The sequence below is a fragment of the Actinoplanes sp. NBC_00393 genome (assembly GCF_036053395.1).
In the GTDB taxonomy this organism is placed as follows: domain Bacteria; phylum Actinomycetota; class Actinomycetes; order Mycobacteriales; family Micromonosporaceae; genus Actinoplanes.
The window spans coordinates 1,797,906-1,818,738 of sequence record NZ_CP107942.1; the positions used below are offsets into that span (position 1 = coordinate 1,797,906).

The following is a 20,833-nucleotide window of genomic DNA, read 5'->3' on the forward strand; positions in this document are numbered from 1 at the left end:
GTTTCCGGGAGGAGAGGCGGCCCAGCGGTGAGCATCTACGGCGTACTCGTCACGGCGATCCTTGGCCTCGGTGCCCTGTTCTTCAACATCAACAAGCTGCGGCGGGACGACTTCGAGCGCGTCCAGTCGCTGCATGCCGATCTGACCACTGGGCCGGTAGCCGAGGCGCGGCACGTAGCCGGGTCGGCGTTCGAGGACAAGGCCCGCGGTCACGTGGTGGAGCTGACCACCGAAGAGATCAAGTCGCTGTTCATCGTGCTGTGGTGCTTCGAGCGGATCGACGCGGCCCGCAGTTCCATGGTCGGGCGGTGGCGCTTCATACCGCGCCTCTACAACCCGCGGCAGGCCCTCGACGACAGCGTCCGCAACCACGTGCGGATCTACAACGGGTATGTGGCTGAGCGCCTCCCGCACGACAGCGGGGCGTTCACCGCGCTCACCGCCCGGGACCGGGCGCTCGGCCTCCGGCATCTGGCCGACGAACTCGGCGTCGGCACCGATCACATCGCCGTACCGGTCACGGGCGGGGTTTCAGCAGGGTGATGCGGTTGGCGCCGAGCTCGGTCACGTACAGGTTGCCGGTGCTCAGATCCTCGGTGACGTCGAGCGGCTGACTGAAACCGGTCAGGCCGGGCACGCCGGTGGTGCGGTTGCTGAGGGCGCCGGAAGCGGCCACGTCGAAGGTCTGGATGTCCTGGCCGGAGGAGTAGCGCACGACCAGCAGCTTGCCGTCCAGGGCGCCGCCGAAGGCTGGGCCGCGATACTCGATGACGCCGTTCGCGGAGGCGTGCAGGCCGGCGTCGTACGTGCCGGCGAGGTCGAAGTTCGGGTCGGGCTGGGTGCCGTCGGGGTAGGCGGGCACCTCGAACGGGTCGGCGCTGCCGGTCGGGTCGCCGCCGGCCAGGACCCACTCGCAGCGCAGCGGGTTCGGGTGGCCGTAGTAGCGGCCCGGCTTCACGTCGAAGACGTAGTCCGTCTCGGCGGTGGGCACGCTGGTCAGCGCGGGTACGGCCGGGCCGGTGTAGCCGCGGCGGGCGCAGGCGGCGGGCAGCGTGGCCGGGGTGGCGGGGGTGTTGCCGCCGGCCGCGGAACCGTTCGTCGGGGCGTACAGGTGGCCGTTGCGGTGCCAGACCAGGTCGTAGGCGTTGCGCACGCCGGTGGCGTGCAGGGTCAGAGGGGCATTTGCCGCGTACGGGTCGTAGGCGCCGCCGTCCTCGGTCTTCACGTTGAGCGGCAGGGTGGCCGGGAGCCGGGCCGGGTCGAGGCGCAGGATCGCCGCGCTGAGCAGGCGTTCCGGACGGTTGCCCCAGGTCGAGTCGGGGGCGCCCATCGCGTTGTTGGCGCCCTGGCTCAGGTACAGCGCGCCGTCCGGGCCGAACGCGAGCGAGTTCGTCTCGTGGTCCTTCACCGAGCGCGGCAGGTTCACCACGACCTGCGTGTACGTGCCGAGGTCGGCGCCGGTGAGCCGGCCGATCCGGCCGGACCAGTCGGGGACGTTCAGCGGTCCGACGTACTGATAGTTGTCGGTGATCCAGAGGATCGGCGCGGTGGCCGTCGACGCCGGGTCGAAGGCCATGCCGATGACGGTCCGGGCGGGTGCGCCGGGCAGGCCAAGGGTGGCGGCGTTGTCGCGTACGGTCGTGATGATCGTCGCCGTGCCGAGGGTGCCGTCCGCGTTGATCGGGAAGCGGAAGATCCGCCCGTCCAGGGTGCCCGCGTAGAGCCGCCCGTCCGGTCCCTTGACCACGGTGGTGAACCCGGCGCCGGTGGCCACGCCGACGGTCTTGTCGAAGGCGATCGGCCCGCCGGTACCGCCGCCGCTGCCGGTGGTGAACACGATCGAGAACGGCGCGAACGCCTTGCCGGTCACGTCTTCCACCCCGGCGGTCAGGGTGAACCGGTACGCGGTGTTCGCCGCGAGCGCCGCCGTGGGGGAGAGGTTGACGACGTCACCGCCACCGCTGGTGATGGTGGTCGCGGGCACGGCCGAGCCGTCGGAGAGCCGGGTCAGCGTCACGGTCGAAGCGGTCAGCGACGACGCGGCGACACCGCCGTTCGGCAGGACCAGGTCCTCGACGACGCTGCCGGTCGTGGACACACCGGTGGCGCCGTTGGCGGGCGTGCTCGCGCGTACCGAAGGAATGGCCGCCCAGGCCGGCACCGAGACGATGTCGATGTAGTTGAACTTGGTGTTGCTGCCGCCGGAGGGCGTCAGTGTGAGCTTGCCGTCGGTGACCCGGACCGTGCGGGTGGCCGTAGCGTGCCGCGTCGCGCTGGTCGGCACGAAGTTCGCGATCGCGTTCTGGTCCTCGACGTTCGCCCAGTGCACGCTGTCCAGCGCGGTCCCGGCGTCACCCACCGCGACGGTCACCGTGTAGAGCCCGGCCGGCACCGCGGCCTCCCAGGCGCCCGGCGTCGGCACGCCGGCCGAGCCGGCCGGCAGCTGCGCATGGATCAGCGTGGCCAGCCGCACGTCGGCCTGACCGGCCGCCGGGTTCCGGTTACGGCCGTTCCCGGCCAGGCTCACCGGAGTCCGTTCGCCCAGGTCAACCCATCCATAGGTACGGGCAGCCGTGTACGCGTCACCGGAGTCCCGCACATACCCGGCGGGTGACGCCGTCGCCGCATCCGAGAAGTTGACCTTCAAACTGAACGCCGCCGGAGTCGCGCTCACCGTGTTCGTCTGCCCCGACGCGTCCGTCACCTGGTAGCTGTAGGTGGTCCCGTTCGTCACCGCGGTGTCCAGGTACGACGTGCGGCTCGACGTGGCCAGCGGGGTCCCGTTGCGCAGCACCTGGAAGTCGCCGGAGCTGCCGGTCCAGCTCAGCGCCACCTGGCCGTCCCCGGCCGTCGCGACCAGCGCCGCCGGCGGCTCGTCGGTCACCCGGGCGATCTCGACGTAATTCAGCTTCGTGTTGCGGCCGCCGACCGCGTCCACGGTGAGCCGCCCGTCGCTCACCGGGACAGTGACCGTGGCCTGCCGGAACTCCGCGGCGGCGGTCGAGACGAACGCGCTGATCGCGGCGACCCCCTCGACCCGCACGGTGTGGCTGCTGTCGTACGCCGGCTGGTCACCCACCGACACCGTGACCTGATACCGCCCGGCCGGCAGCGCATACTCCCAGGCACCGGCCGTGGTGACGCCGTTGCCGCCGCCGACGTCGCCGTACTGCATGTGGATGATCGTGTTCAGCCGCGCGTCGATGCCGGTGCGGGCCCGATCCCGGGTGTTGCGGCTCAGATCGAGCGGCGCGCGGTTGTCCTGCCGCACCCAGCCCCGCCCGCGCGCAGCGTCGAACGCGGCGCCGGTGTCCGCGGTGTACCCGGCCGGCGTGGCGGACGCCCCCGGCTGAAAATCGACCTTCGCAACCGGGGTGACGGCCGCATGCGCCGGCCCGGCGGGAACCAGCGTGGCCAGCGAAAGCAGAGCGACAACGGCGACTGTCCGAACTCGACGGAGCATGCACTCAACGTGGCACATCCACCCAGCCGCCGGGGTGTCATATATCCGTCCTCATAGATGGCCGTTCAGGGCTGGTTCCGAAACCGTTCCACCGGCCGCAGATCCTCCCGCCGCCGGGCCGCGGCGGAAAGGTGCCAGGTTTCGCGCGTCTTGTCCCACGACACAAGTTGAAGGATCAGACCGCGACCGACATAGGTTTCCGCCGTATGGTTGAGCCACTCGCGGTCGCCGACCGGCACCCGGTGCAGCCCGGCCACTATCCGGCCCAGGTCCTCCCGCCAGATTCGGCCATGTGTGGTGTAGGGCCCGGTCATCGTCGCCTCGAACAGAAGAGAGGCGAGCAGGAACTCGCTCAGCGGCAGCGGTTTCCGTTCGAGTTCGGTGCCGTCATGCAGAAAGAAGACTGGTGGGTCGTCGCCGTGCGGGTCGGTGAGCATGACGAAACAGCCCTGGTTCTCGATGCCGAACCGCAGCCGGCCCGCTTCATCGAGCCGCAGCTGATGAGCTGCGATGAATTCGTCCTGGATGCCGAGCAGTTCCTCGCGGCCGGCGACAGCGTCGTGCAGCATGGCCAAGGGTCGCGGCATCGGCGCTGACGGGAGCGGTTGTGGGCCGACGGCCGACGGCACGTCGGCGTACCAGCTGGTCACGAACTCGTGCAGGGCACTCACCGGATCGTGCGGCAGGTGCCGCAGCCAGGTCACGCCCGGGCGTTCCGGAGCGGGCGGCGACGGGTCGGCGGGCCGGACGCAGTCCAGGTACTCGAACGGCAGCGCGGGGTCGAGTTCGAAACGCAGACCGAGCAACTGTGACGGCCGGGTCCCGATGGAGTAGGAGGCACCGGCCTCCCGCAGCGCGCCGAGTGGCAGCAGTCCGCCGGGCAGCCGAACGAAACCTTCGATGCGCTGCGGATTCCGCGGACCGCACGTCAGAACCGCGTGGACGTCGGCGGGGAACGGCGCGTGGACCTCGGCGTGCCATGCGTCCTGGATGCCGGTGCCATCCGGGCGGTCGCCCGCCTCGAACAGGATCATGACGAGGTCAGGGCTCAGCACGTAGGTGACCAGCGGTGTCCGGTAGACCTGCGGGTCGCTGCCGGCGCCGGCCAGCAGATCGGCCTCGGAGATCAGGTTCACCCGCGGACTGTAACGGTTACGGGACGAGGACGACCTTGCCGCGCGGGTGGGTCTGTTCGACGTGCTGGTGGGCCTCGGCGGCGGCGGTCAGCGGGAAGGTCGTTGCTACGCGGGTCTGCAGGCGGCCGTCGGCCACGGCCTCCAGCAGGTCGTGCAGGGCCAGCTGGTTCACCTCGACCAGCACCACCTCCTGGCGCACCTTGCGGGCCGGGTCGAGGGCCGGGGTCGGGCGGGTGGTCACCACGACGCCGCCGGGGGAGAGGGCTGCAGCGGCCGGGTCGCCCAGCGGGACCGCGTCCAGCACGGCCGGGACCGGGGTGCCGGCGGCGAGGTCGGCTCCGCGCCGCAGCACGGTCTGGGCGCCGAGGTCGCGTACCCAAGCTTCGTCGTCGTGGGTGGCCTGCGCGCGTACCGTGTGGCCGGACTGCGCTGCCAGCTGGACTGCGAAACCGCCGACGCCGCCGCTCGCGCCGGTCACCAGGATCTCGGTGGGGCCGGTCAGGTCGAAGATCTTCAGCGCGCGGTGGGCGGTCAGGGCGTTGAGCGGCACGGTTGCGGCGACCACCGGGTCCAGGCCGGCGGGCAGGGGGACCAGCCAGGCGGCTTCGGCGGGGACCAGTTCCGCGTACGCCCCGATGGCGCCACGCGTGAGGAACCAGGGGATCATGCCGACCACGAGGTCGCCCACTGCCAGACCGCTGACCTCGTCGCCGACCGCCACCACCTCGCCGGCGATGTCCCAGCCCAGTGTGAACGGCGGCGGCACCGGGCCGCCCGGGATGTGCCCGACCCGGGCGGCGATGTCGGCCGGGTTCACGCAAGCGGCCAGGGTCCGGACGACGACCTGACCGGCGGCCGGCACCGGATCGGGCACCTCGACGACCTGAAGGACTTCCGGCCCGCCCGCGGCGGTCACTGCAATCGCGCGCATCGATACCTCCCCGTGTTTGTCGCCTACTGTCTCATCGGTTCCGCTTCCGCGTCCAAGGTGGAAACTGGACGGGTGCGCAGAACCCTGGCGGCGATCCTCACGGGCATGCTGATATTGCCCGGTGTCGCGGCGTGTTCGAGGCCCGGCGAGGGATCCAGCGCGCCCGCGGCCGGCGTGCCGGGCGCTTCCCGGCAGACCGTGGCCGAGGCCGACACCACCCTGGCCAGCCTGCGCCGGATTCCCGGCACCCACATGTACTCGATGATCTACTCCGGCGACTACGACGAGCTGGCCGGCGTGCCGATCCCGCCGTCCGCGAAACCGTTCGGGTGCTCGCTGTTCTACGCCACCGGCGCGCCGGGGCGCAGCGTCTACGCCCGCAACTTCGACTGGGACTTCAACCCGGCGCTGGTCCTGCACACCGATCCACCCGACGGTCACGCCTCCGTCTCCATCGTCGACCTCTTCTACCTCGGCGTCCCGACCGGCGTGGACCCGCTCACCGACGACGCGGCCCGCCGCCGGCTGCTCGATGCGCCGCTGCTGCCGTTCGACGGCATGAACGATCAGGGCCTGGTCGTCGGGATGGCCGCCGACGAGTCGGGCCGCGCTTCCGCGAAGGCCGACCGGCCGACGGTCGGCAGCGTCCGCGTCCTGCGGCTCATGCTCGACCGGGCCGCCTCCGTCGACGAGGCCCTCGCGCTGCTCGACCGGGTCAATCTCGACTTCGACGGTGGCCCGCCGTTGCACTACCTGCTCGCTGACCGGTCCGGCGCCTCGGCAGTCGTGGAGTTCGTCGACGGCAAGCAGGTGGTCACCCGCGGCGATCCCCGGTGGCACGCGCTCACCAATTTCCGGCTGGCCGGTGCGGACGCCGCCGAGAAACAAGCCGATCATCGGTACGCCACCGCGCGCGCCGCCCTGACCGAGCGCGCCGGGGTGCTCAGCCGGGAGCAGGCCTTCGACGTGCTCGAAGCGGTCGCCCAGTCGCACACCCAGTGGTCGGTGACGTACGAGCCGCACAGCGGGGCGATGCACGTGGTCGCCCGCCAGGACTGGGCGGCCGTGCACGAGTTCAACCTGCGGATGGATCCGATCTGATAGCGCGCAAGTCGTGCTCACGGCCGCGTGGTCAGGAATGCGGAATGACGGCTTCGCGCAGCGGGTCGCCGCCGTCGACGAAGAGGCGGGCGCCGGGGCGGGTGGCTGCGGCGATCCGGGCCAGAGCTTGGCGACCGGCCTCCGGGTGGCGGCCGTCCAGGGCGCCGACCCTGATCGCGAAGACCAGGTCGTAGGGGTCTTCGCCGGGCTGCAGGACGAAGTCCTCGGCGGCTGCCTGGCGCACGCTCATCCGGCCGGCGGCGATCTCGGCGGCGCAGGCGGTGGTGGCCTGGGCTATGGCGGTGGCGGAGCGGTCGACGGCCAGGATGTGGCCGGTGGTGAGACGGGCGGCGACGGCCCGGGCCGCGGCGCCGGGGCCGCAGCCGATCTCGAGGACGCGCAGGTGCGGTTCGAGGGGCAGGGCGTCCACGATCGCGGCCAGGCGGGGGGAGAGGGCGGGCATGGAAGCCGAGAGTACAGTCCTCGTTAGTTGAACGCGTTCAAATAACGGGGAGGCGGCGTGTGGGCGCTGGTGAACGTGCTGGTCACGGTGGGCATGCTGGTGGTCGTGCCGGCCGGTCTGCGGCTGCTGGCCCTGCCGGGTCTGGACCTGGCCCGGCGGGTCTGGCCCTACGCGGCAGTGGCGGGCGCGGTCAGCCTGTGGCTGCCGCGGGGGCCGGTCGCGGCGGGGCTCGCGGTTGGCTATCTGGTCGGGGCGGGAGTGCTTTGCGCGTACGCGGCACGGGTCTGGAACCAACCGGCGGTCGTGACCGCCCTGGTCAGCCCGGCCATCGCAGCGAGTGCGCTGGTCGGTGAGCGGGCGGGGCACGAGCTGTTCGGGTTCGAGATGGGCGTGCTGGCGCTGACCGTGGCGCACTTTCACTTTGCGGGGTTCGCGGCCGCGCTGATCGCCGGGCTGCACCGGCAGATCTCGCCCGGCCGATGGGCGGACGCGGCCGCGCTGACCGTGCCCGCCGGGACCATGCTGGTGCTGCTCGGCTATTTCACCGGCGAGTTCGTGGAACTGGCCGGCGCGCTGGTGCTGACCGCCGGGATGTGGATCGTGGGATGGCTGACCTGGCGGCATGCCCGCAGCGGGCGCCTCGATCGGCTGACCGCTGCGCTGCTCGGCACGTCAGGGCTGGTGCTGGCGGCATCGATGGTGCTCGCGGTGAGCTGGGCGCTCGGCGAGGCCACCGGGATCCCGCACCCGTCACTGGCCTGGATGGCGGCCACGCACGGGGTGGCCAACGCGCTGGGCTTCGCGGTGTGCGGGATCGTCGGTTGGCGGCGGGCCGGCGCGATGCTGCCTGCGGCTGCGGCCGTGCCCAAGGTGGTGCTGTGATGCCTTTGCCGGCGGCGTTCGCAGCTGTGCGGAGGCGGCGGTGTGCTGGTTGCGTTCGCATCCGTGCTGAGGCGGCGGTGTGCTGGTTGCGTTCGCATCCGTGCTGAGGCGGCGCTGTGCTGCGTGCCTTCGCAGCGTGCCGGGCAGCTGTGCGGAGCCCGGCGCTGTGAGCTGCAGCGCTCAGGACTCGGGGGCGAAATGCTGGACGCCGAAGGCGATCGCGGCGGCGAGGTCCTCGTCGCTGGTGCCCCAGGTGGACTGGACCACCGCGCCCCACGCGTGGCAGCTGCGGGTGGCGAAATCCCTGGCCTCTGCGGTGTCCTCCCAGGTGGCCGGGTCCATGGTGGCGCCGCGCAGGTGCATGTCCAGGGCGAGCACCGTCAAGTCCCAGCCGCCGCCGATGCCGATCGTGCCGCCCGGACCGTACTGCTTGACCATCTCGTCGACGATCTCGGCGGGGGAGGAATGCTCCAGCTCGAAGACGGTGCGGCCGGGGTCGCCCGCGCTGAGGCGGACCTCGACCTCGGTGGACATGCCCTCGCCGAGTACCCAGGTCACCTTGAGCAGGTGCGGAGCCTCGCAGCGCAGAATCTCGCCGCCGGCGTTGTCCTTCAGCTGGAAGGCGCCGCCCGGGCGGAAGTCGCCCTCGACCGGTCCGAGCCAGCGGGACAGGCGGTCCTGGTCGGTGCAGGCGTCCCAGACGTCCTCGACGTCGGCGTCGTAGACGCGGCGCAGCAGCAGCGAGCGTCCCTCGCCGGTGCTGACCGGCAGGGTGCCGAGTTCGCGGTGGGTGGCGTTGACCTGGTTGATGACGTCGATCATCGATCTTCCTTACTGTCGGTGTCGCTTTGGGTGTGAGTGTCGCTTTCGGTGCCGGTGCCGGTGCCGGTGCCGGTGCTGGTGCCGGTGCTGGTGCCGGTGGCGGTGCTGGTGCCGACGCTGGTGCCGACGCTGGTGCTGGTGCCGGCGTTGGCTTCGGTCGTGGTTGCAGTCGCGGTCTCGCTGGCGGCTTCGGTCTCGGCGAGCGGGGAGCCGTCCGGTGAGGCCTTTTTCGGCTCGGGTCGTCGTTCGCGGCGGCCGCGGGCCAGCTCGGTGGCGAGGGCGTCGAGTCGCTGGTTCCAGAACGGGCGGAAACGCTCCAGCCAGTGGTGTGCGGCCATCAGCGGCTCCGCGTCCACGGCGTAGAGCCGCCGGGTGCCCTCCGCCCGAACTGTGGCGAAACCCGACTCCCGCAGCACGCGCAGATGTTGTGACACCGCCGGTGGGGAGATGCCGAACTCGGCCCGGCAGACATCGCTGATCGCGCCGGCCGGCTGCTCGCCGTCGGCGAGCAGCTCCAGAATCCGGCGCCGCACCGGGTCACCGAGGACATCGAACGCGTGCACAGCCGAACTATTTCAGTACAGCCTTAATTAAGTCAATACTTAATCTTGTCGGATGGTGGTTATTGAAGAGGCGCGTCGACGGCCGGTGGCTGCTGGGTCGCGCGGGCGCTGAGGTGGCTGGTGGGCTGTACCCGATGGGGTGGGACGGTCAGAGGACTGCACCTGCTGGCCGTACGGCTTCTGGAGGCGCATAGGCAGTGGGTGGCTCATGGAAGGTGCGCCGGCCGGTAGTGCGGCTCCTGGCACTGCTGCGGCAGGTCGCACTTCGCGTGGTTCTGAGTCGTTTCGGGTGTGGCTACGGCTGAGCAGGCAGCAGGATAGACGGTACGGCGAGGCTCCCGGTGGGTTGCGAGTCTGGTCGACCGTTGTCCTACTAGAGCCTCCCACCCCCATCGATCACCAGCACGGCCATACCGGTCTCGGGCTACAAGATTAGATTTCAAGGCTCATTGCGGAAAGGCGGCCGGTGCCCCGTCGGTTGGCGCTCGCGTTCCTATTCGGGACAGCCTCACCGAGGCAACAATAGTTCGCCGACGTTGGTTCCAGTTGTCGCGAAGCGATTCAGCGCGCATCCTTTCCGCTGCCTCCGGCAACCATCCTGCGATCCGGATAATACTGTTCGCTCGCCAAGGACCAGATCTACTCCGGTCTGAACCTGCCGGTTCGTTCAAGCTGTTCTGCTTCGTCGAATCGCCCCAACTGGCGAAGATCTTCGGCCAGGAGTGAAATGGAGTTGACCGTCTCCAGATGATCCTCGCCCAGCAGCGACTGCCGGCGGAACAGGTTTACCTCGTCGACGGCGACAGCCTTCTCGAAGTACCCGGAAGCGCGAAGGGCATGACCTAGAACTTCTGCGGCAGCCATGGTTGCGCGATGGTCAGAGCCAAGTGTCCGTTCTAGGTTATTATGTGCGGCGGTGGCCAGGGTCAGCGCCTCGTCCTGTCTTCCGAGGTTGGCAAGGTCTCGCGCGAGACTCGACTTGGTTCGAAGCGTGTCGGGATGGTATTCGCCCAGATTTCGGCTTCGAATTTCCAGCGCCTGCCGATGAAGAGCAATGGCTGCGACATGGTCTCCTAGCGAAGAAAATCTGTCACCCAAGTTGTTGACCGACTGGATGGTGTCGGGATGCTCTTCACCGAGAGTCCTGCGTCGACGTGCCAGCGCATCTTCGTCGATCTTGCGTGCCTCGTCATACGCGCCTGCGGCCGCGAGACACATGGCCAGGTTGCTTGCGGTGTTGATTGATTCGCGATGATCCATGCCCGGCAGGCGTCTCCGGCGCTCCAGTACCTCACGTACGATAGTTATCGCCTCTGGGTCGCCAGGAGGGAGCACGGCACCTCGGCGATGCGCGGCACTCAGAGTGTCGAGGTGGTCCGGCCCTAGCCTCGGTCTTTCACTTGGCTCATCGTCCATAGCTGCTGATCGATTGATGTGACTTCGGATGCGGTTTGCCGGGTTGCTGGCATGCTGATGGCCCGGCGCAGGGCCGGGTTCCTCCGTGAAGCTGGTGGGACGTGGGTTGCTGGGTCAGCCTGCGGGTCGTGGGAGTGCCGCGAGGCGGCTGAAAGCGCTGGTCAGGGCCTCGGTCCAGGGCCAGTCGGCGGCGATGGCGAGGCGGGTCCGGCGGGCGGTGCGGGTGAGCCGGGCGGCGACGTGCAGCAGCCGGTAGCGCAGTCTCTTGGGCTCGGCGGTGGCGAGGTCGCCGTCGAGGAGCAGGGTTTGGGTCCAGGCGAGTAGGTCGATGCCGGTCAGGGCGAGTTGTAGCCAGGCCTGGTTGATCGCGAAGTGCCGGGACGGGAACCGGCCGAAGCCGGTGTCCTTGCCGGTGCGGATGCGGTCTTCGACGCGGGCGTGGGCCCGGTGCCGGGCCTCCAGGAACTGGATGCCGCCGTTGCCGGGTGGGGTGTCGGTGGCGACGACCTGATGCCGCCAGCCTTCGATGGTGTCGAACAGCGACAGCTGGGCGCCGGGGTGCGGGCGTTCGCGGCGGACCAGGAACCGGGTGCCCTGCGGCCAGCCGGTAGCGTCGAACAGGCCGGTGATCTCACAGACCTCGGCGTGTTCACGCAGGTCGCCGTCGGTGTCGATGGCGGGGATCCAGCCGGAGGCCGCGGTGATCGCTTGCCGGACGGGTTCGGTGATCGCGGTGCCGACGCTGAATCGGATGTCCAGGTGCTGCTCGCGCAGCGATCGGATGTGGGCGAGGAAGCCGTGGCTGGAGCCGGCCGAGTCGCTGCGCAGCAGGACCGGGGTGCCGTGCCGGTGGGCGTCGGGGATCTGGGTGAGTGCCTGGTCCAGGACGGTGATGTGGTCGGCGGTGGTGTTCGACCCGGCCCGGCCCTCGCGCAGGAGCCCGGACAGGGCTTCGCCGGTGTTGTCCAGGAAGCAGAACAACGGGTGATAGCCGAAGGTCTTCTTCCAGGTCCGGGTCGCTGCCTCCTTCTCCGAGTGGCAGATGACGATCGTCGCGTCGATGTCCAGGACCAGGCCCTGCATCTTGCGGCCGGCCACGGTGACCTGTGGCAGGTCGCCGCGGACCTCGGCGTGCTGAGCCCAGGCCACTTCCCGAGCCTGGGCTCGCGCGGCTCGCAGCTGGGCCAGCATCGCCTCGTCCACCTTCGACAGCAGCCGCCAGGCGGTCGGGTCGGAGGCGACCGGCCCGAACAGGCCGGCCTGGTCACGCAGGACGGCGAGATCGGCGATCGCTTCGCCGCCGTCGGCGAGCATCACCGCGAGATCGACCGCGATCCGGCCCGGGTCGTGCCCGCCACCGCGCTGCCGCAGACCCGTCAACCCAAGACTGAACGCGCTGGTCAACCCGGTCGCGTCGGCGAGATCGGCCAGCAGCCGGGCACCAGCGTGAGCGACCACGCCCCGCCCGCCACCAGTCACCGTGATCTTCGGACGTGTTGCGGTAGCCTTCACCCAGCAAGTGCCTTCCGTGACAGGAACATCGGACCCTCAGCAAGTCCTATTTTCCCTGATCAGAAGGCACTTCTTCTTTCTCCGCCCACTCCGTGGACAGCCCTTAACGAAGGGCCGAGGCTAGGCGCCGAGACCAACTTGTGTATGCGTGGCCGGCGAGGGTCTGCGCAAGGTCACCCTGTCCGCTGACCTCCAAGTACCGGGCAACGTCGAGCAGCAGGGTTCGGAACTCCTGAGAATTGACATAATGCGCATCATCAGCGTTTACCTGTCCGAGGTAGCGAATATGTGCCGCGATGGCCGCGGACAATGCCCAGTTCTCTACGTTGCTCAAATCGTCGAGTTGAGCGGTGAGCAAGAGGCGCAATACCGTCTCGTGCAGGACATCCCGGTCCGCGGCGCCGAGAAGGTCGCGGACGACTGCGCGGGTTATTCGGTGGATCACAAAGGCGCTGTCAACATCGACAAGTCGCGCCAGTCCTAGCCGTACAAGTTGCCCCACCGACGCTCTGAGCTGTATTTTTCGAGGCGCCGAGGCGTTCAGCGCATCGCTGAACGTGCCGGAAGGGGCCTGTAGCATCCACGCCACCGGAATCGGCTCAGGCGCGAGAAAGGCGCACAGTTTCAGCATCTTGAGCGCTAACGGGTCGATATTACGAAGCTCGTCCACCGACCGGGCGATCACTGTGGCGACCGACCGAGGATAGTTGGCGGGCCGGCCAAGTTGCAGCAGATCGCTCGCATGGCCTTCCAGTGCGTCCAGATATTCACCCGCGCTCGCGCCGGTTTCTCGCATGAATCCGCCTGCTTGAGCCGCTGCCAGCGGAAGGTCGCCGACCGCTGCGGCGAGGGCGTCCGCCTCAGTGTCAGACAACACCGGAAGCTGTGCTTTGAGAAAGGCGACAGACTCTTGCCTGGAAAAGGTGCGCACATCGATCACCGTTCCGATCTCATGAAACCTTGAGTCGCGCGAGGTGATCAGGATCTGGCCGGTCCCGTAAGGAAGCATTCCTAGAACCTTGTCCGCATTGCTGGCATCTTCCATCGCAATAAGCCAATTGCCATGTCGTCGAAGGTAGTTGCGTGTCCGCGCCGCGGCCGACGATAGTTCTGTGAAGTCCTCCACGAGCCCAAGGCTATGTGCCATGGCAGCCAACTGCTCATGGACAGACGAAGACGGCCCCGCGTCCATCCACCAAACCAGCTCGAACTCCGCTGATTGTGAATAAGCGTATTCAACCGCTATACTACTTTTTCCGACGCCTCCCGGGCCGCATAGTGCGGTGATCGATCCGACTGCTGCTCGACGATGGTGCCCGATGGCTCGGAGAATTTCTTCGCGGCCAGTGAAAAGCGAATTCCTCGGCGGCACGTGCCACACCTTGGAAGCGAATGGAGGTGACGGCAACATCGGCGTCGGCCGTATCATCGGAGCCAGAGGCGCACCCTCGTCCGTGAGGACTTTCAGCAGGCTCATCGTCCTGGGAGTCGGCATGCTACCGTCAGAGACGTCCTCGTACTCAATGGTGTTCAGCTCAAAGAACACCTCACCGTTGAGCAGCAACGGGATGATTTTCTTGTTGCGACTCGCTGAATGATTCAATTCGAGGGCAACCCACCGCGATGCCCGAGCCGATCGGCTCATCACCATAATGAAGGCGGAGCACGAATCGATAGCCGCTTCGATTTCCCTGGACCAGTACTCGCCAGGTGATATTCGGCGATCGAACCAGGTTGGTATTTGATGCGCCGCCAAGTGGTCGGCCAGTTCTCCGACAAAAGACGAATCAATTCGGCTATAACTTATGAAGACATAACCGGCGCCCATCAATCTATTGTATCAAGCTCGACCGAGGCTTCCTTGTCATAGCGCGGCCCGCGCAATCGTCCAATCCCTGCGCAGGCGGCTACAGTGGCGCAACTTCTGAAGGAGCCCGCCAGCCGTGGATGGCTTCTGAAGGACCGCGCCCACGGTGGTGATTTCCTGAAGGACCGCGCCGCCGGCGACGGGGGGCGCCGACGGCGCGGTGGCTCTTCAGAGGGTGAGGACGATGCGTCCTCGGGCGATGCCGCCCGCCTGCCGCGCCCAAGCGTCGGCCGCCTGCTCGAACGGCACGACCTCATGGCTGACGCTCAGCTCGCCGGCAGCCGCATGCGTGGCCACAGCAACGACCGACTCAGCCCGCTCCTCCACGGTCAGGGCGTTGTTCGTATAGCCGAGGATCCGCAACGACCCGGACCGCAGCGTCGCCGAGTCGAACACCGCGGTGGGCGCGGCCGATCCGCCCAGGTTGACCAGCCGGCCGCCGGGCCGCAGCACCTGCAGCGCCGCCGCGGCCGGCACGCCGAAGACCGGGTCCAGCACCAGGTCGACCGGCCCGTCTGCAGCATCACGCAAGCGTGCGACCAGTGTCTCCGGCGAGTCGCCGGGCAGGTAGGGCACGGCCGCCGCCGCACCCAGTTCGCGGGCGCGGGACCGGGCCGCGGACGATCGGGCCACCGCGATCACCCGCCGCGCGCCGCAGAGCAGGGCGAGCTGGATTGCGGCCTGACCGACCACGCCACCGGCCCCGAGAACCAGGACCTGTTCACCGAAGGTCAGCGCACCGGTCCGGGTCAGCGCCGAGTGCGCGGCCACCGCGGACAGGCCGAGAGCGGCCAGCGCCGGCAGTGGCACGTCAGTGGGCACGGCTACGACATCACTTTCCGGTACGGCTACCGCAGCCGCCATGCTCCCGTCGCCGGGCCGCATCCCGGCCGACGTGGCGAACCAGACGGGTGTGCCGTCGGGCCGGTGGCCGACCCCTTGGACACCAGGGACGTACGGGAGCGCCGGGGTGCCGAAGTAGCTGGTGCCCGAGGCGCAGAGCACGTCGAGCGGCGTGATCGGCGCGGCTGTCACCGCGATAGGGACCTGGCCGGCACCGGCGATCGGCACCGGCCGCGAGGTGACCGTCGGCGGCCGCCCGCAGACCGTGAGGACAGCCGCGCGGATCACGTCGCGATGTCCGGGTACGGCAGGTCGAAGTGGGCCAGACGCGCCCCGAACGCTTTCTGGTACTCCAGCGGCTCGGTGTTGTCCCGCTCGAACATGGCGATGAACAGCGTCAAGGTCAGGAACGGATGGGCGCCGAGCTCGAAGAGGCGTACATGGTCGTGGCTCGCCAATGCCTCGCGTTCGTCGTCGGTGAAGCGCAACCATGTGCTGGCCTCGCCGGTGTGGCAGTTCAGCACGGCGTTCGCCCGGTTCTCCTCCCACCAGCCGACGAACGAGCGCGGCGACGAACGGTAGTGCTCGACCAGCTCGGGATCCCGGTCGACCGTGTAGAGGAACTTGTCCAGCAGATACTTGCTCACTGCGGCGCTCCGTTCGGGTACCAGGTGAAATAGGCCTCCATGGTGTGGAACAAGTCCAGGGTGTCGACGTGATCGGCCTTAGCGCCCGCACCGGCCACGCCCATCATCAGCATGAAGTCCATGAATCCGTGGGTGGCGTTCCCGGGCGAGTGCAGGCTGTCCAGAGTGACCTCACGCAGGCAGGCGTCCAGGTCGCCGGTGGCGATCCACTCGACCGCTCTCTGGTCGAAGAGCGGGTCGGGGCCGTGCGGCCCGAATTGGCGCGGCCCGCCCAGTTCCAGCGACAGGTGACCGGTGCCGATGATCGCGACCCGCAGATCCGACGGCCATTCCTCGACGATTTTCCGGATGGCCGCGCCGAGCTGCACGAACCGGGACGGCTGCGGCAGCGGCGGCGCGAAGATGTTGGTGTAGATCGGCACGATCGGCAGATCCGCTTCCGGCCGCAGCGTGATGATCGGGCAGGTGATGCTGTGGTCGATCCGCAGCTCGTTGCTGAACGCCAGGTCGAAACCCTCGTCGAGCCCGGCGCGCAGGATGTGCGCGGACAGGTCCTCCTGGCCTTTCAGCAGCATCCGTGGCAGGCCGAATTCGCGTTCCTCGTTGTACCAGTTGGCATCGAAGAACGGTGCCTTACCGACCAGGAACTGCGGCATGTTGTCCAGCCACAGCTGGTGGAAGTGGTCGGAGCCGACCATGACGAGCACGTCCGGGTCGGCCCTGGTGAGCGTTTCCCGGAACGCCAGGATCTTGCGGGTCCACTCATCGGCGAAAGGGGGACGGTCCTCGCCGGTGGCGGTGCTGGCCTTCAGATAGAACGGGTGATGGGTGGAGGCGATGACCGCGACGATGCTGGCCATAGTCAATCCTTACGGTTCGTAGACGGCGTTCCGATCGACGGTGAGATAGACGTCCATGCCGATGGGGCGGCGACGTTCCTCGGCGAGTTGTCCGAGCAGGCCGGCGGCGCGGGCGAGCAGCGCGAATCCGCGCAGCAATTCCACCGGCAGGCCCAGGTCGGCGAGTGCGGCGCCGCACACCCCGGCGCCGTTGAGGGGCAACTGCTTGGGATGTACGCGCCCGACGGCCTCGAACAGCTCGAGGTGCGGCCCGTAGCACCCTTCTTCCTTGGCGATCCCGATCAGCACCGGGGTACGCGGGTCCAGTTCCTTGTGCACCGGGTGCCCCAATCCGGGCACCCGCCGAGTCGTCTGAATGATGTTCCGGGCGATGTCCTCGTACGAATCGTTCGGCCCCGCCTCGGCGAGCGCGTCACTCAGGAAGCGGGCGCAATCCTCGGTCACCCCGAGAAACCGCGACCCGCCGCCGAGCAGACCGGCCGCGAGCGCACCCTGCAGGGATTCCGGAGCGGAGAGGTACGTCAGCCGCGCCGCGATCGCCGTCGGCGTGAACCCGTGATCGGCGAGTGCGACCAGCACCGCCTCGAACACCCGGGTCTCACCGGGCGTCGGCCGTCGTCGCGCGACCAGCCAGAACGCCAGCTCCCCGAACCCGACCTTGCCCATCAGATCGCCCGCCAGATCCTGGCCGAGCAGCGAGATCGTCGTCGCGTCCGAGGTGCCGAGCCCGGTCGGAAAACTCAGGTCCTCAGCCACGCGCGGATCTCCTCACCGTGTTCGTCCAGGCCGGGCGGCGGTAGCTCGTACCGTGCCGGGGTTTCCGAAAAACCGATCGGGTTGCGCACGCCCGGCACGCCGCCGGTGGTGACGACCGGTTCCAGCCCGAGGTTCTCGGCGAGCGCGACGCCGCGGTCGATCGTGTTGATCGGGGCGCACGGCACCCCGGCCGCGATCAGGTCCTGGAACCATTCGTCACGCGTACGTCTGACCAGTTGCTCGACCAGCAGCGGCCGCAACTCCTCGCGGTTGGCCGTGCGGTCCTGGTTGCGGCCGAACCGTGGGTCGGCGGGCAGGTCGGGCAGTCCCAGCACCTGGCAGAGCTTGCGGAACTGGCCGTCGTTGCCGGCGATCACGATCAGCTCGCCGTCGGCCACCGGCAGCGGCTCGTACGGGAACAGGCTGGGGTGCGCGTTGCCCATCCGGTACGGCACGCTGCCCGAGGCGACGTAGCCGCCGGAGTGGTTGACCAGCCCGGACAGCGCCGACGACAGCAGGTTCACCTCGACGTGCTGGCCGCGGCCGGTCTGCGAGCGGTGGTGCAGGGCGGACAGGATGCCGATGTTCGCGTGCATGCCGGTCAGCACGTCGAAGACCGAGATCCCGGCCCGGTACGCCGGACCCGACGTGTCCCCGGTGAGGCTCATCAGCCCGGAGATCGCCTGGACCATCAGGTCGTATCCCGGCAGTGCGGCGCCCGCGCCCGAGCCGAAGCCGGTGATGCTCGCATAGATCACGCCCTGGTTGCCGGCGGCGACCGTCTCGTAGTCGAGCCCGAACCGGGCCAGCCCGCCCGGTTTGAAGTTCTCGATCACCACGTCGGCGCGGCGGGCCAGCTCGCGCGCGGCGGCCTGGTCGTCCGGGTCCTTGAGGTCCAGGGCGATCGACCGTTTGTTCCGGTTGATCGCCAGATAGTACGTGGCGACGCCGTCCCGGACCGGCGGCATCCAGGTGCGGGTGTCGTCCCCGGACGGGCCCTCCACCTTGATCACCTGAGCGCCGAGGTCGGCGAGGAGCATCGTCGCGTACGGCCCCGCGAGGATCCGGGAGAAGTCCGCCACGAGCAGGCCGTCCAGTGGCCCCCGACTGTGCTGGGTCATTTTCACCGACCGTTCTACGGACACTTGTCCGCCGACCCAGATTGCGCGCATGCTGCGTACGTGTCAACGGGTTGTCCGTCGAGCGGACAGCCGTCCGATTGGGGGAGACGATGAGCGACAACGACCGGCCGGTGCTGTTGCGCAACGGTCTGGTTCTCACCATGGATGACTCGCACACGGTGCTCGAAGGCGCTGACGTGCTGGTCGCGGGCGACCGGATCGTGGAGGTCGGGCACGGCCTGTCCGCGCCCGGCGACGCCCTGGAGATCGACGCGACCGGCGGCATCGTGATGCCCGGCATGATCGACACCCACCGGCACATGTGGCAGACCGCGATGCGCGGCTACGGCGCCGACTGGACCCTCACGCAGTACTTCGTCTGGTACTACCTCGAATCCGGCAAACTGTTCCGCCCCGAGGACATCTACGCCGGCAACCTGCTTTCCGCGATCGAGGCCGTCGACGCCGGGGTCACCACCAGCGTGGACTGGTCGCACGGGCTGCAGAGCGCTGATCACGCCGACGCCGCAGTGGACGCCCTGGAGGCCGTGCCGGGACGGTTCGTGCTCGCGTACGGCAACATCCAGCAGGGGCCGTGGGAGTGGTCCACGTCGGACGCCTTCCAGGACTTCTACCGGCGGCGCATCGACGGCGGGAAGCTGGCCGGCTTCCAGATGGCGTTCGACGTCACCGGCGACCCGGCGTTCCCCGAGAAGGCCGCGTTCGAGGTGGCCCGCGAGCTGGGCGTCGCGGTGACCACGCACGCCGGGGTCTGGGGCGCCACCAACGACGAGGGCATCCGGCTGATGTACGAGAACGGGTTCATGGCCCCGAACACGGTCTATGTGCACGCGGCGACGTTGAGCTCTGATTCGTACCATCGCATCGCCGCCACCGGCGGCTCGGTCTCGGTCTCCACCGAGAGTGAGCAGAGCGCGGGCCAGGGCTACCCGCCCACCTTCCAGCTGCGCAACTTCGGCATCCCGGTGTCGCTGTCGATGGACACGAGTGTCTGGTGGAGCGGCGACCTGTTCAGCGCGATGCGCACCACGCTCAGCGCCGACCGCGTCCGCGAACACCTGGAAGCGCACGGCCGGCAGGAGACCGTCACCCACCACAAACTGCGCGCCGAACACGTCGTCGACTGGGCGACCCGCGGCGGCGCCAAGGCCCTCGGCATGGACTCCCAGCTCGGCGCGGTGACGCCCGGCCGCAAGGCGGACCTCGTGCTGATCAAGAACGACAACTCGCCGGCGATGTTCCCCATCCTCAACCCCTACGGTCACGTCGCCTACCAGGCGCAACGCGGCGACGTGCACTCCGTGCTGGTCGGCGGACGGCTGGTCAAACACGAGGGCCGGCTGGTCGGCCTCGACCTCGCGGCGGCCCGCGCGAAGGTCGCCGCGACCGTCGACCACCTGCGCTCGAGCCTCGGCGAAGCGATGTGGGCGCGCGGCATGAACCCGGAGATCCCGGAGACGAGTGTGCTCGAGAACCCGTACCAGTACACCGACTACGACGCCGGCTCGGCCCAATGGAAGCATTGAGCACATGACCGATACGGGGAGGGGCGCAGGTCCCGACTTCATCGAGGCCCTCGCCCGGGGTCTCGACGTCCTGCGCTCCTTCCGTTCGGGCAGCCCGGCGCTCACGCTCAGTGAGATTGCGGCGGGGACCGGGCTGGCCCGGCCCACCGTGCGGCGCATTCTGATCACCCTGGAACAGCTCGGATACGTCCGTGCCGACGGCCGCGGATATGCGCTCACGCCGCGGGTTCTGGACCTGGGAATGGCCTATGTCCACTCGCTGAATCTGTGGGAAGTGGCGCGGCCGCACATGGAGAAACTGGTCGCGCAGACCAATGAATCCACGTCGATCGCGCAACTCGACGGATCGGATATCGTCTATGTGGCGCGGGTGGCCGTACCCAAGATCGTGACTCTGGGGGTGAGCATCGGGACGCGCTTTCCGGCGCCGCCCACCTCGATGGGGAAAGTGCTGCTGGCGGCTCTGCCGCCGGAGGCCATGGCGCGGGTTCTTGCTGAGCCGTCACGGTCGGGCATCACGCCGCGATGGCAGCCTTCGGCTGCCGAGCTTTCCACCGCATTGCGTTCGGTACGGGCTAAGGGCTGGGCTTTGGCGGACCAGGATCTGGCGCCGGGTATTCGGTCGATCGCCACCGGGGTACGCGATGGCGAGGGCCGTGTGATCGCGGCGGTGAATGTGACCGTTCATGCTGCGGAGACGTCGGTGGAGACACTGGTCGAGGAGCATTTGCCGCGGTTGCTGCGGACTGCGGCTGATATCAGTCATGACTGGTCGTTGACCGCCAGAATCCCCGCCGTAACGGTCTGACCTTCTTGTTCAGCTGACGTCTACGGTCGTCTCCGGCCCGTTTCGGCAGCGTTGGCGGTCAGCCCGGGTTGTCCGGCTGACGCCCAGTGTTGGTT

General features: G+C 68.8%; 18 protein-coding genes and 1 pseudogene. 5 read left to right on the top strand and 14 right to left on the bottom strand.

The features are described 5' to 3' along the window. Positions 1-27 precede the first annotated feature (27 nt). Positions 28-543: a hypothetical protein gene (locus OHA21_RS08190; RefSeq protein WP_328471818.1), complete on the top strand. Its 516-nt coding sequence runs from the start codon at positions 28-30 to the stop codon at positions 541-543. Here OHA21_RS08190 and OHA21_RS08195 read toward each other — a convergent pair. From OHA21_RS08195 to OHA21_RS08205, 3 genes are all read right to left on the bottom strand, one after another. Then, a complete protein-coding gene (locus tag OHA21_RS08195; RefSeq protein WP_328471820.1) occupies positions 518-3,463 on the bottom strand; it encodes an Ig-like domain-containing protein in 2,946 nt (981 codons plus the stop codon). The genes OHA21_RS08190 and OHA21_RS08195 overlap by 26 nt on opposite strands. 65 nt (positions 3,464-3,528) lie before the next feature. Continuing rightward, positions 3,529-4,599, bottom strand: a complete 1,071-nt coding sequence (locus OHA21_RS08200; protein ID WP_328471822.1) for a hypothetical protein — start codon at positions 4,597-4,599, stop codon at positions 3,529-3,531. A gap of 16 nt (positions 4,600-4,615) precedes the next feature. Further along, positions 4,616-5,530 (bottom strand): NADP-dependent oxidoreductase, encoded by a 915-nt coding sequence (locus tag OHA21_RS08205; protein WP_328471824.1) that lies wholly within the window; start codon positions 5,528-5,530, stop codon positions 4,616-4,618. 105 nt (positions 5,531-5,635) lie between these two features. Here OHA21_RS08205 and OHA21_RS08210 point away from each other — a divergent pair, with 105 nt between their 5' ends. Continuing rightward, entirely contained in the window at positions 5,636-6,631 is a 996-nt protein-coding gene (locus OHA21_RS08210; RefSeq protein ID WP_328471826.1) for a linear amide C-N hydrolase, read from the top strand. 31 nt (positions 6,632-6,662) lie between these two features. Here the strand turns inward: OHA21_RS08210 and OHA21_RS08215 are convergent, their stop codons facing one another. Beyond that, complete coding sequence (locus OHA21_RS08215) at positions 6,663-7,094, bottom strand: SAM-dependent methyltransferase (RefSeq protein WP_328471828.1); 432 nt, start codon at positions 7,092-7,094, stop codon at positions 6,663-6,665. A 57-nt stretch (positions 7,095-7,151) separates the two neighbouring features. On the opposite strand from OHA21_RS08215, the gene OHA21_RS08220 reads away from it, so the two are divergent. Continuing rightward, complete coding sequence (locus tag OHA21_RS08220) at positions 7,152-7,976, top strand: YndJ family protein (protein WP_328471830.1); 825 nt, start codon at positions 7,152-7,154, stop codon at positions 7,974-7,976. Positions 7,977-8,156: 180 nt separating this feature from the next. On the opposite strand, the gene OHA21_RS08225 is transcribed toward OHA21_RS08220, so the two are convergent. The 10 genes and pseudogenes from OHA21_RS08225 to OHA21_RS08270 form a co-directional block, all read right to left on the bottom strand. Then, on the bottom strand, positions 8,157-8,798 hold the full coding sequence (locus OHA21_RS08225) for an SRPBCC domain-containing protein (protein ID WP_328471832.1): 642 nt from the start codon (positions 8,796-8,798) through the stop codon (positions 8,157-8,159). A 238-nt stretch (positions 8,799-9,036) separates the two neighbouring features. Continuing rightward, a pseudogene (locus OHA21_RS08230) lies at positions 9,037-9,361 on the bottom strand (ArsR/SmtB family transcription factor); the annotation flags it as partial. Between the two features lie 639 nt (positions 9,362-10,000). Next, positions 10,001-10,621: a tetratricopeptide repeat protein gene (locus tag OHA21_RS08235; protein WP_328471834.1), complete on the bottom strand. Its 621-nt coding sequence runs from the start codon at positions 10,619-10,621 to the stop codon at positions 10,001-10,003. A 270-nt stretch (positions 10,622-10,891) separates the two neighbouring features. After that, positions 10,892-12,289 (bottom strand): IS1380 family transposase, encoded by a 1,398-nt coding sequence (locus OHA21_RS08240; RefSeq protein WP_328468718.1) that lies wholly within the window; start codon positions 12,287-12,289, stop codon positions 10,892-10,894. A gap of 103 nt (positions 12,290-12,392) precedes the next feature. Further along, positions 12,393-14,117 (bottom strand): FxSxx-COOH system tetratricopeptide repeat protein, encoded by a 1,725-nt coding sequence (fxsT, locus tag OHA21_RS08245; protein ID WP_328471836.1) that lies wholly within the window; start codon positions 14,115-14,117, stop codon positions 12,393-12,395. 207 nt (positions 14,118-14,324) lie between these two features. Continuing rightward, positions 14,325-15,287, bottom strand: coding sequence for a quinone oxidoreductase family protein (locus OHA21_RS08250; RefSeq protein ID WP_328471838.1), 963 nt, complete (start codon positions 15,285-15,287; stop codon positions 14,325-14,327). Further along, complete coding sequence (locus OHA21_RS08255; RefSeq protein ID WP_328471840.1) at positions 15,284-15,646, bottom strand: hypothetical protein; 363 nt, start codon at positions 15,644-15,646, stop codon at positions 15,284-15,286. The genes OHA21_RS08250 and OHA21_RS08255 overlap by 4 nt, the downstream gene beginning before the upstream one ends. Then, the gene (locus tag OHA21_RS08260) at positions 15,643-16,506 is read right to left on the bottom strand and encodes an extradiol ring-cleavage dioxygenase (protein ID WP_328471842.1); all 864 of its coding nucleotides are present in this window, start codon (positions 16,504-16,506) and stop codon (positions 15,643-15,645) included. The genes OHA21_RS08255 and OHA21_RS08260 overlap by 4 nt, the downstream gene beginning before the upstream one ends. A 9-nt stretch (positions 16,507-16,515) precedes the next feature. Further along, positions 16,516-17,262: a citryl-CoA lyase gene (locus OHA21_RS08265; RefSeq protein ID WP_328471844.1), complete on the bottom strand. Its 747-nt coding sequence runs from the start codon at positions 17,260-17,262 to the stop codon at positions 16,516-16,518. Continuing rightward, a complete protein-coding gene (locus tag OHA21_RS08270) occupies positions 17,247-18,383 on the bottom strand; it encodes a CaiB/BaiF CoA transferase family protein (protein ID WP_328471846.1) in 1,137 nt (378 codons plus the stop codon). The genes OHA21_RS08265 and OHA21_RS08270 overlap by 16 nt, the downstream gene beginning before the upstream one ends. Before the next feature lie 110 nt (positions 18,384-18,493). Between OHA21_RS08270 and OHA21_RS08275 the strand changes: the two genes are divergently transcribed. Continuing rightward, the gene (locus OHA21_RS08275; protein WP_328471848.1) at positions 18,494-19,930 is read left to right on the top strand and encodes an amidohydrolase family protein; all 1,437 of its coding nucleotides are present in this window, start codon (positions 18,494-18,496) and stop codon (positions 19,928-19,930) included. 4 nt (positions 19,931-19,934) lie between these two features. After that, positions 19,935-20,738: an IclR family transcriptional regulator domain-containing protein gene (locus tag OHA21_RS08280; protein WP_328471850.1), complete on the top strand. Its 804-nt coding sequence runs from the start codon at positions 19,935-19,937 to the stop codon at positions 20,736-20,738. The last annotated feature ends 95 nt before the right edge of the window (positions 20,739-20,833 follow it).

Excerpts from the sequence above, each read along its gene's own strand:
- OHA21_RS08195 (WP_328471820.1), bottom strand. The coding sequence starts at position 3,463 with ATGCTCCGTCGAGTTCGGACAGTCGCCGTTGTCGCTCTGCTTTCGCTG.
- OHA21_RS08205 (WP_328471824.1), bottom strand. The coding sequence starts at position 5,530 with ATGCGCGCGATTGCAGTGACCGCCGCGGGCGGGCCGGAAGTCCTTCAG.
- OHA21_RS08210 (WP_328471826.1), top strand. The coding sequence starts at position 5,636 with ATGCTGATATTGCCCGGTGTCGCGGCGTGTTCGAGGCCCGGCGAGGGA.
- OHA21_RS08215 (WP_328471828.1), bottom strand. The coding sequence starts at position 7,094 with ATGCCCGCCCTCTCCCCCCGCCTGGCCGCGATCGTGGACGCCCTGCCC.
- OHA21_RS08225 (WP_328471832.1), bottom strand. The coding sequence starts at position 8,798 with ATGATCGACGTCATCAACCAGGTCAACGCCACCCACCGCGAACTCGGC.
- OHA21_RS08235 (WP_328471834.1), bottom strand. The coding sequence starts at position 10,621 with ATGGATCATCGCGAATCAATCAACACCGCAAGCAACCTGGCCATGTGT.
- fxsT (WP_328471836.1), bottom strand. The coding sequence starts at position 14,117 with ATGGGCGCCGGTTATGTCTTCATAAGTTATAGCCGAATTGATTCGTCT.
- OHA21_RS08260 (WP_328471842.1), bottom strand. The coding sequence starts at position 16,506 with ATGGCCAGCATCGTCGCGGTCATCGCCTCCACCCATCACCCGTTCTAT.
- OHA21_RS08270 (WP_328471846.1), bottom strand. The coding sequence starts at position 18,383 with ATGACCCAGCACAGTCGGGGGCCACTGGACGGCCTGCTCGTGGCGGAC.
- OHA21_RS08275 (WP_328471848.1), top strand. The coding sequence starts at position 18,494 with ATGAGCGACAACGACCGGCCGGTGCTGTTGCGCAACGGTCTGGTTCTC.
- OHA21_RS08280 (WP_328471850.1), top strand. The coding sequence starts at position 19,935 with ATGACCGATACGGGGAGGGGCGCAGGTCCCGACTTCATCGAGGCCCTC.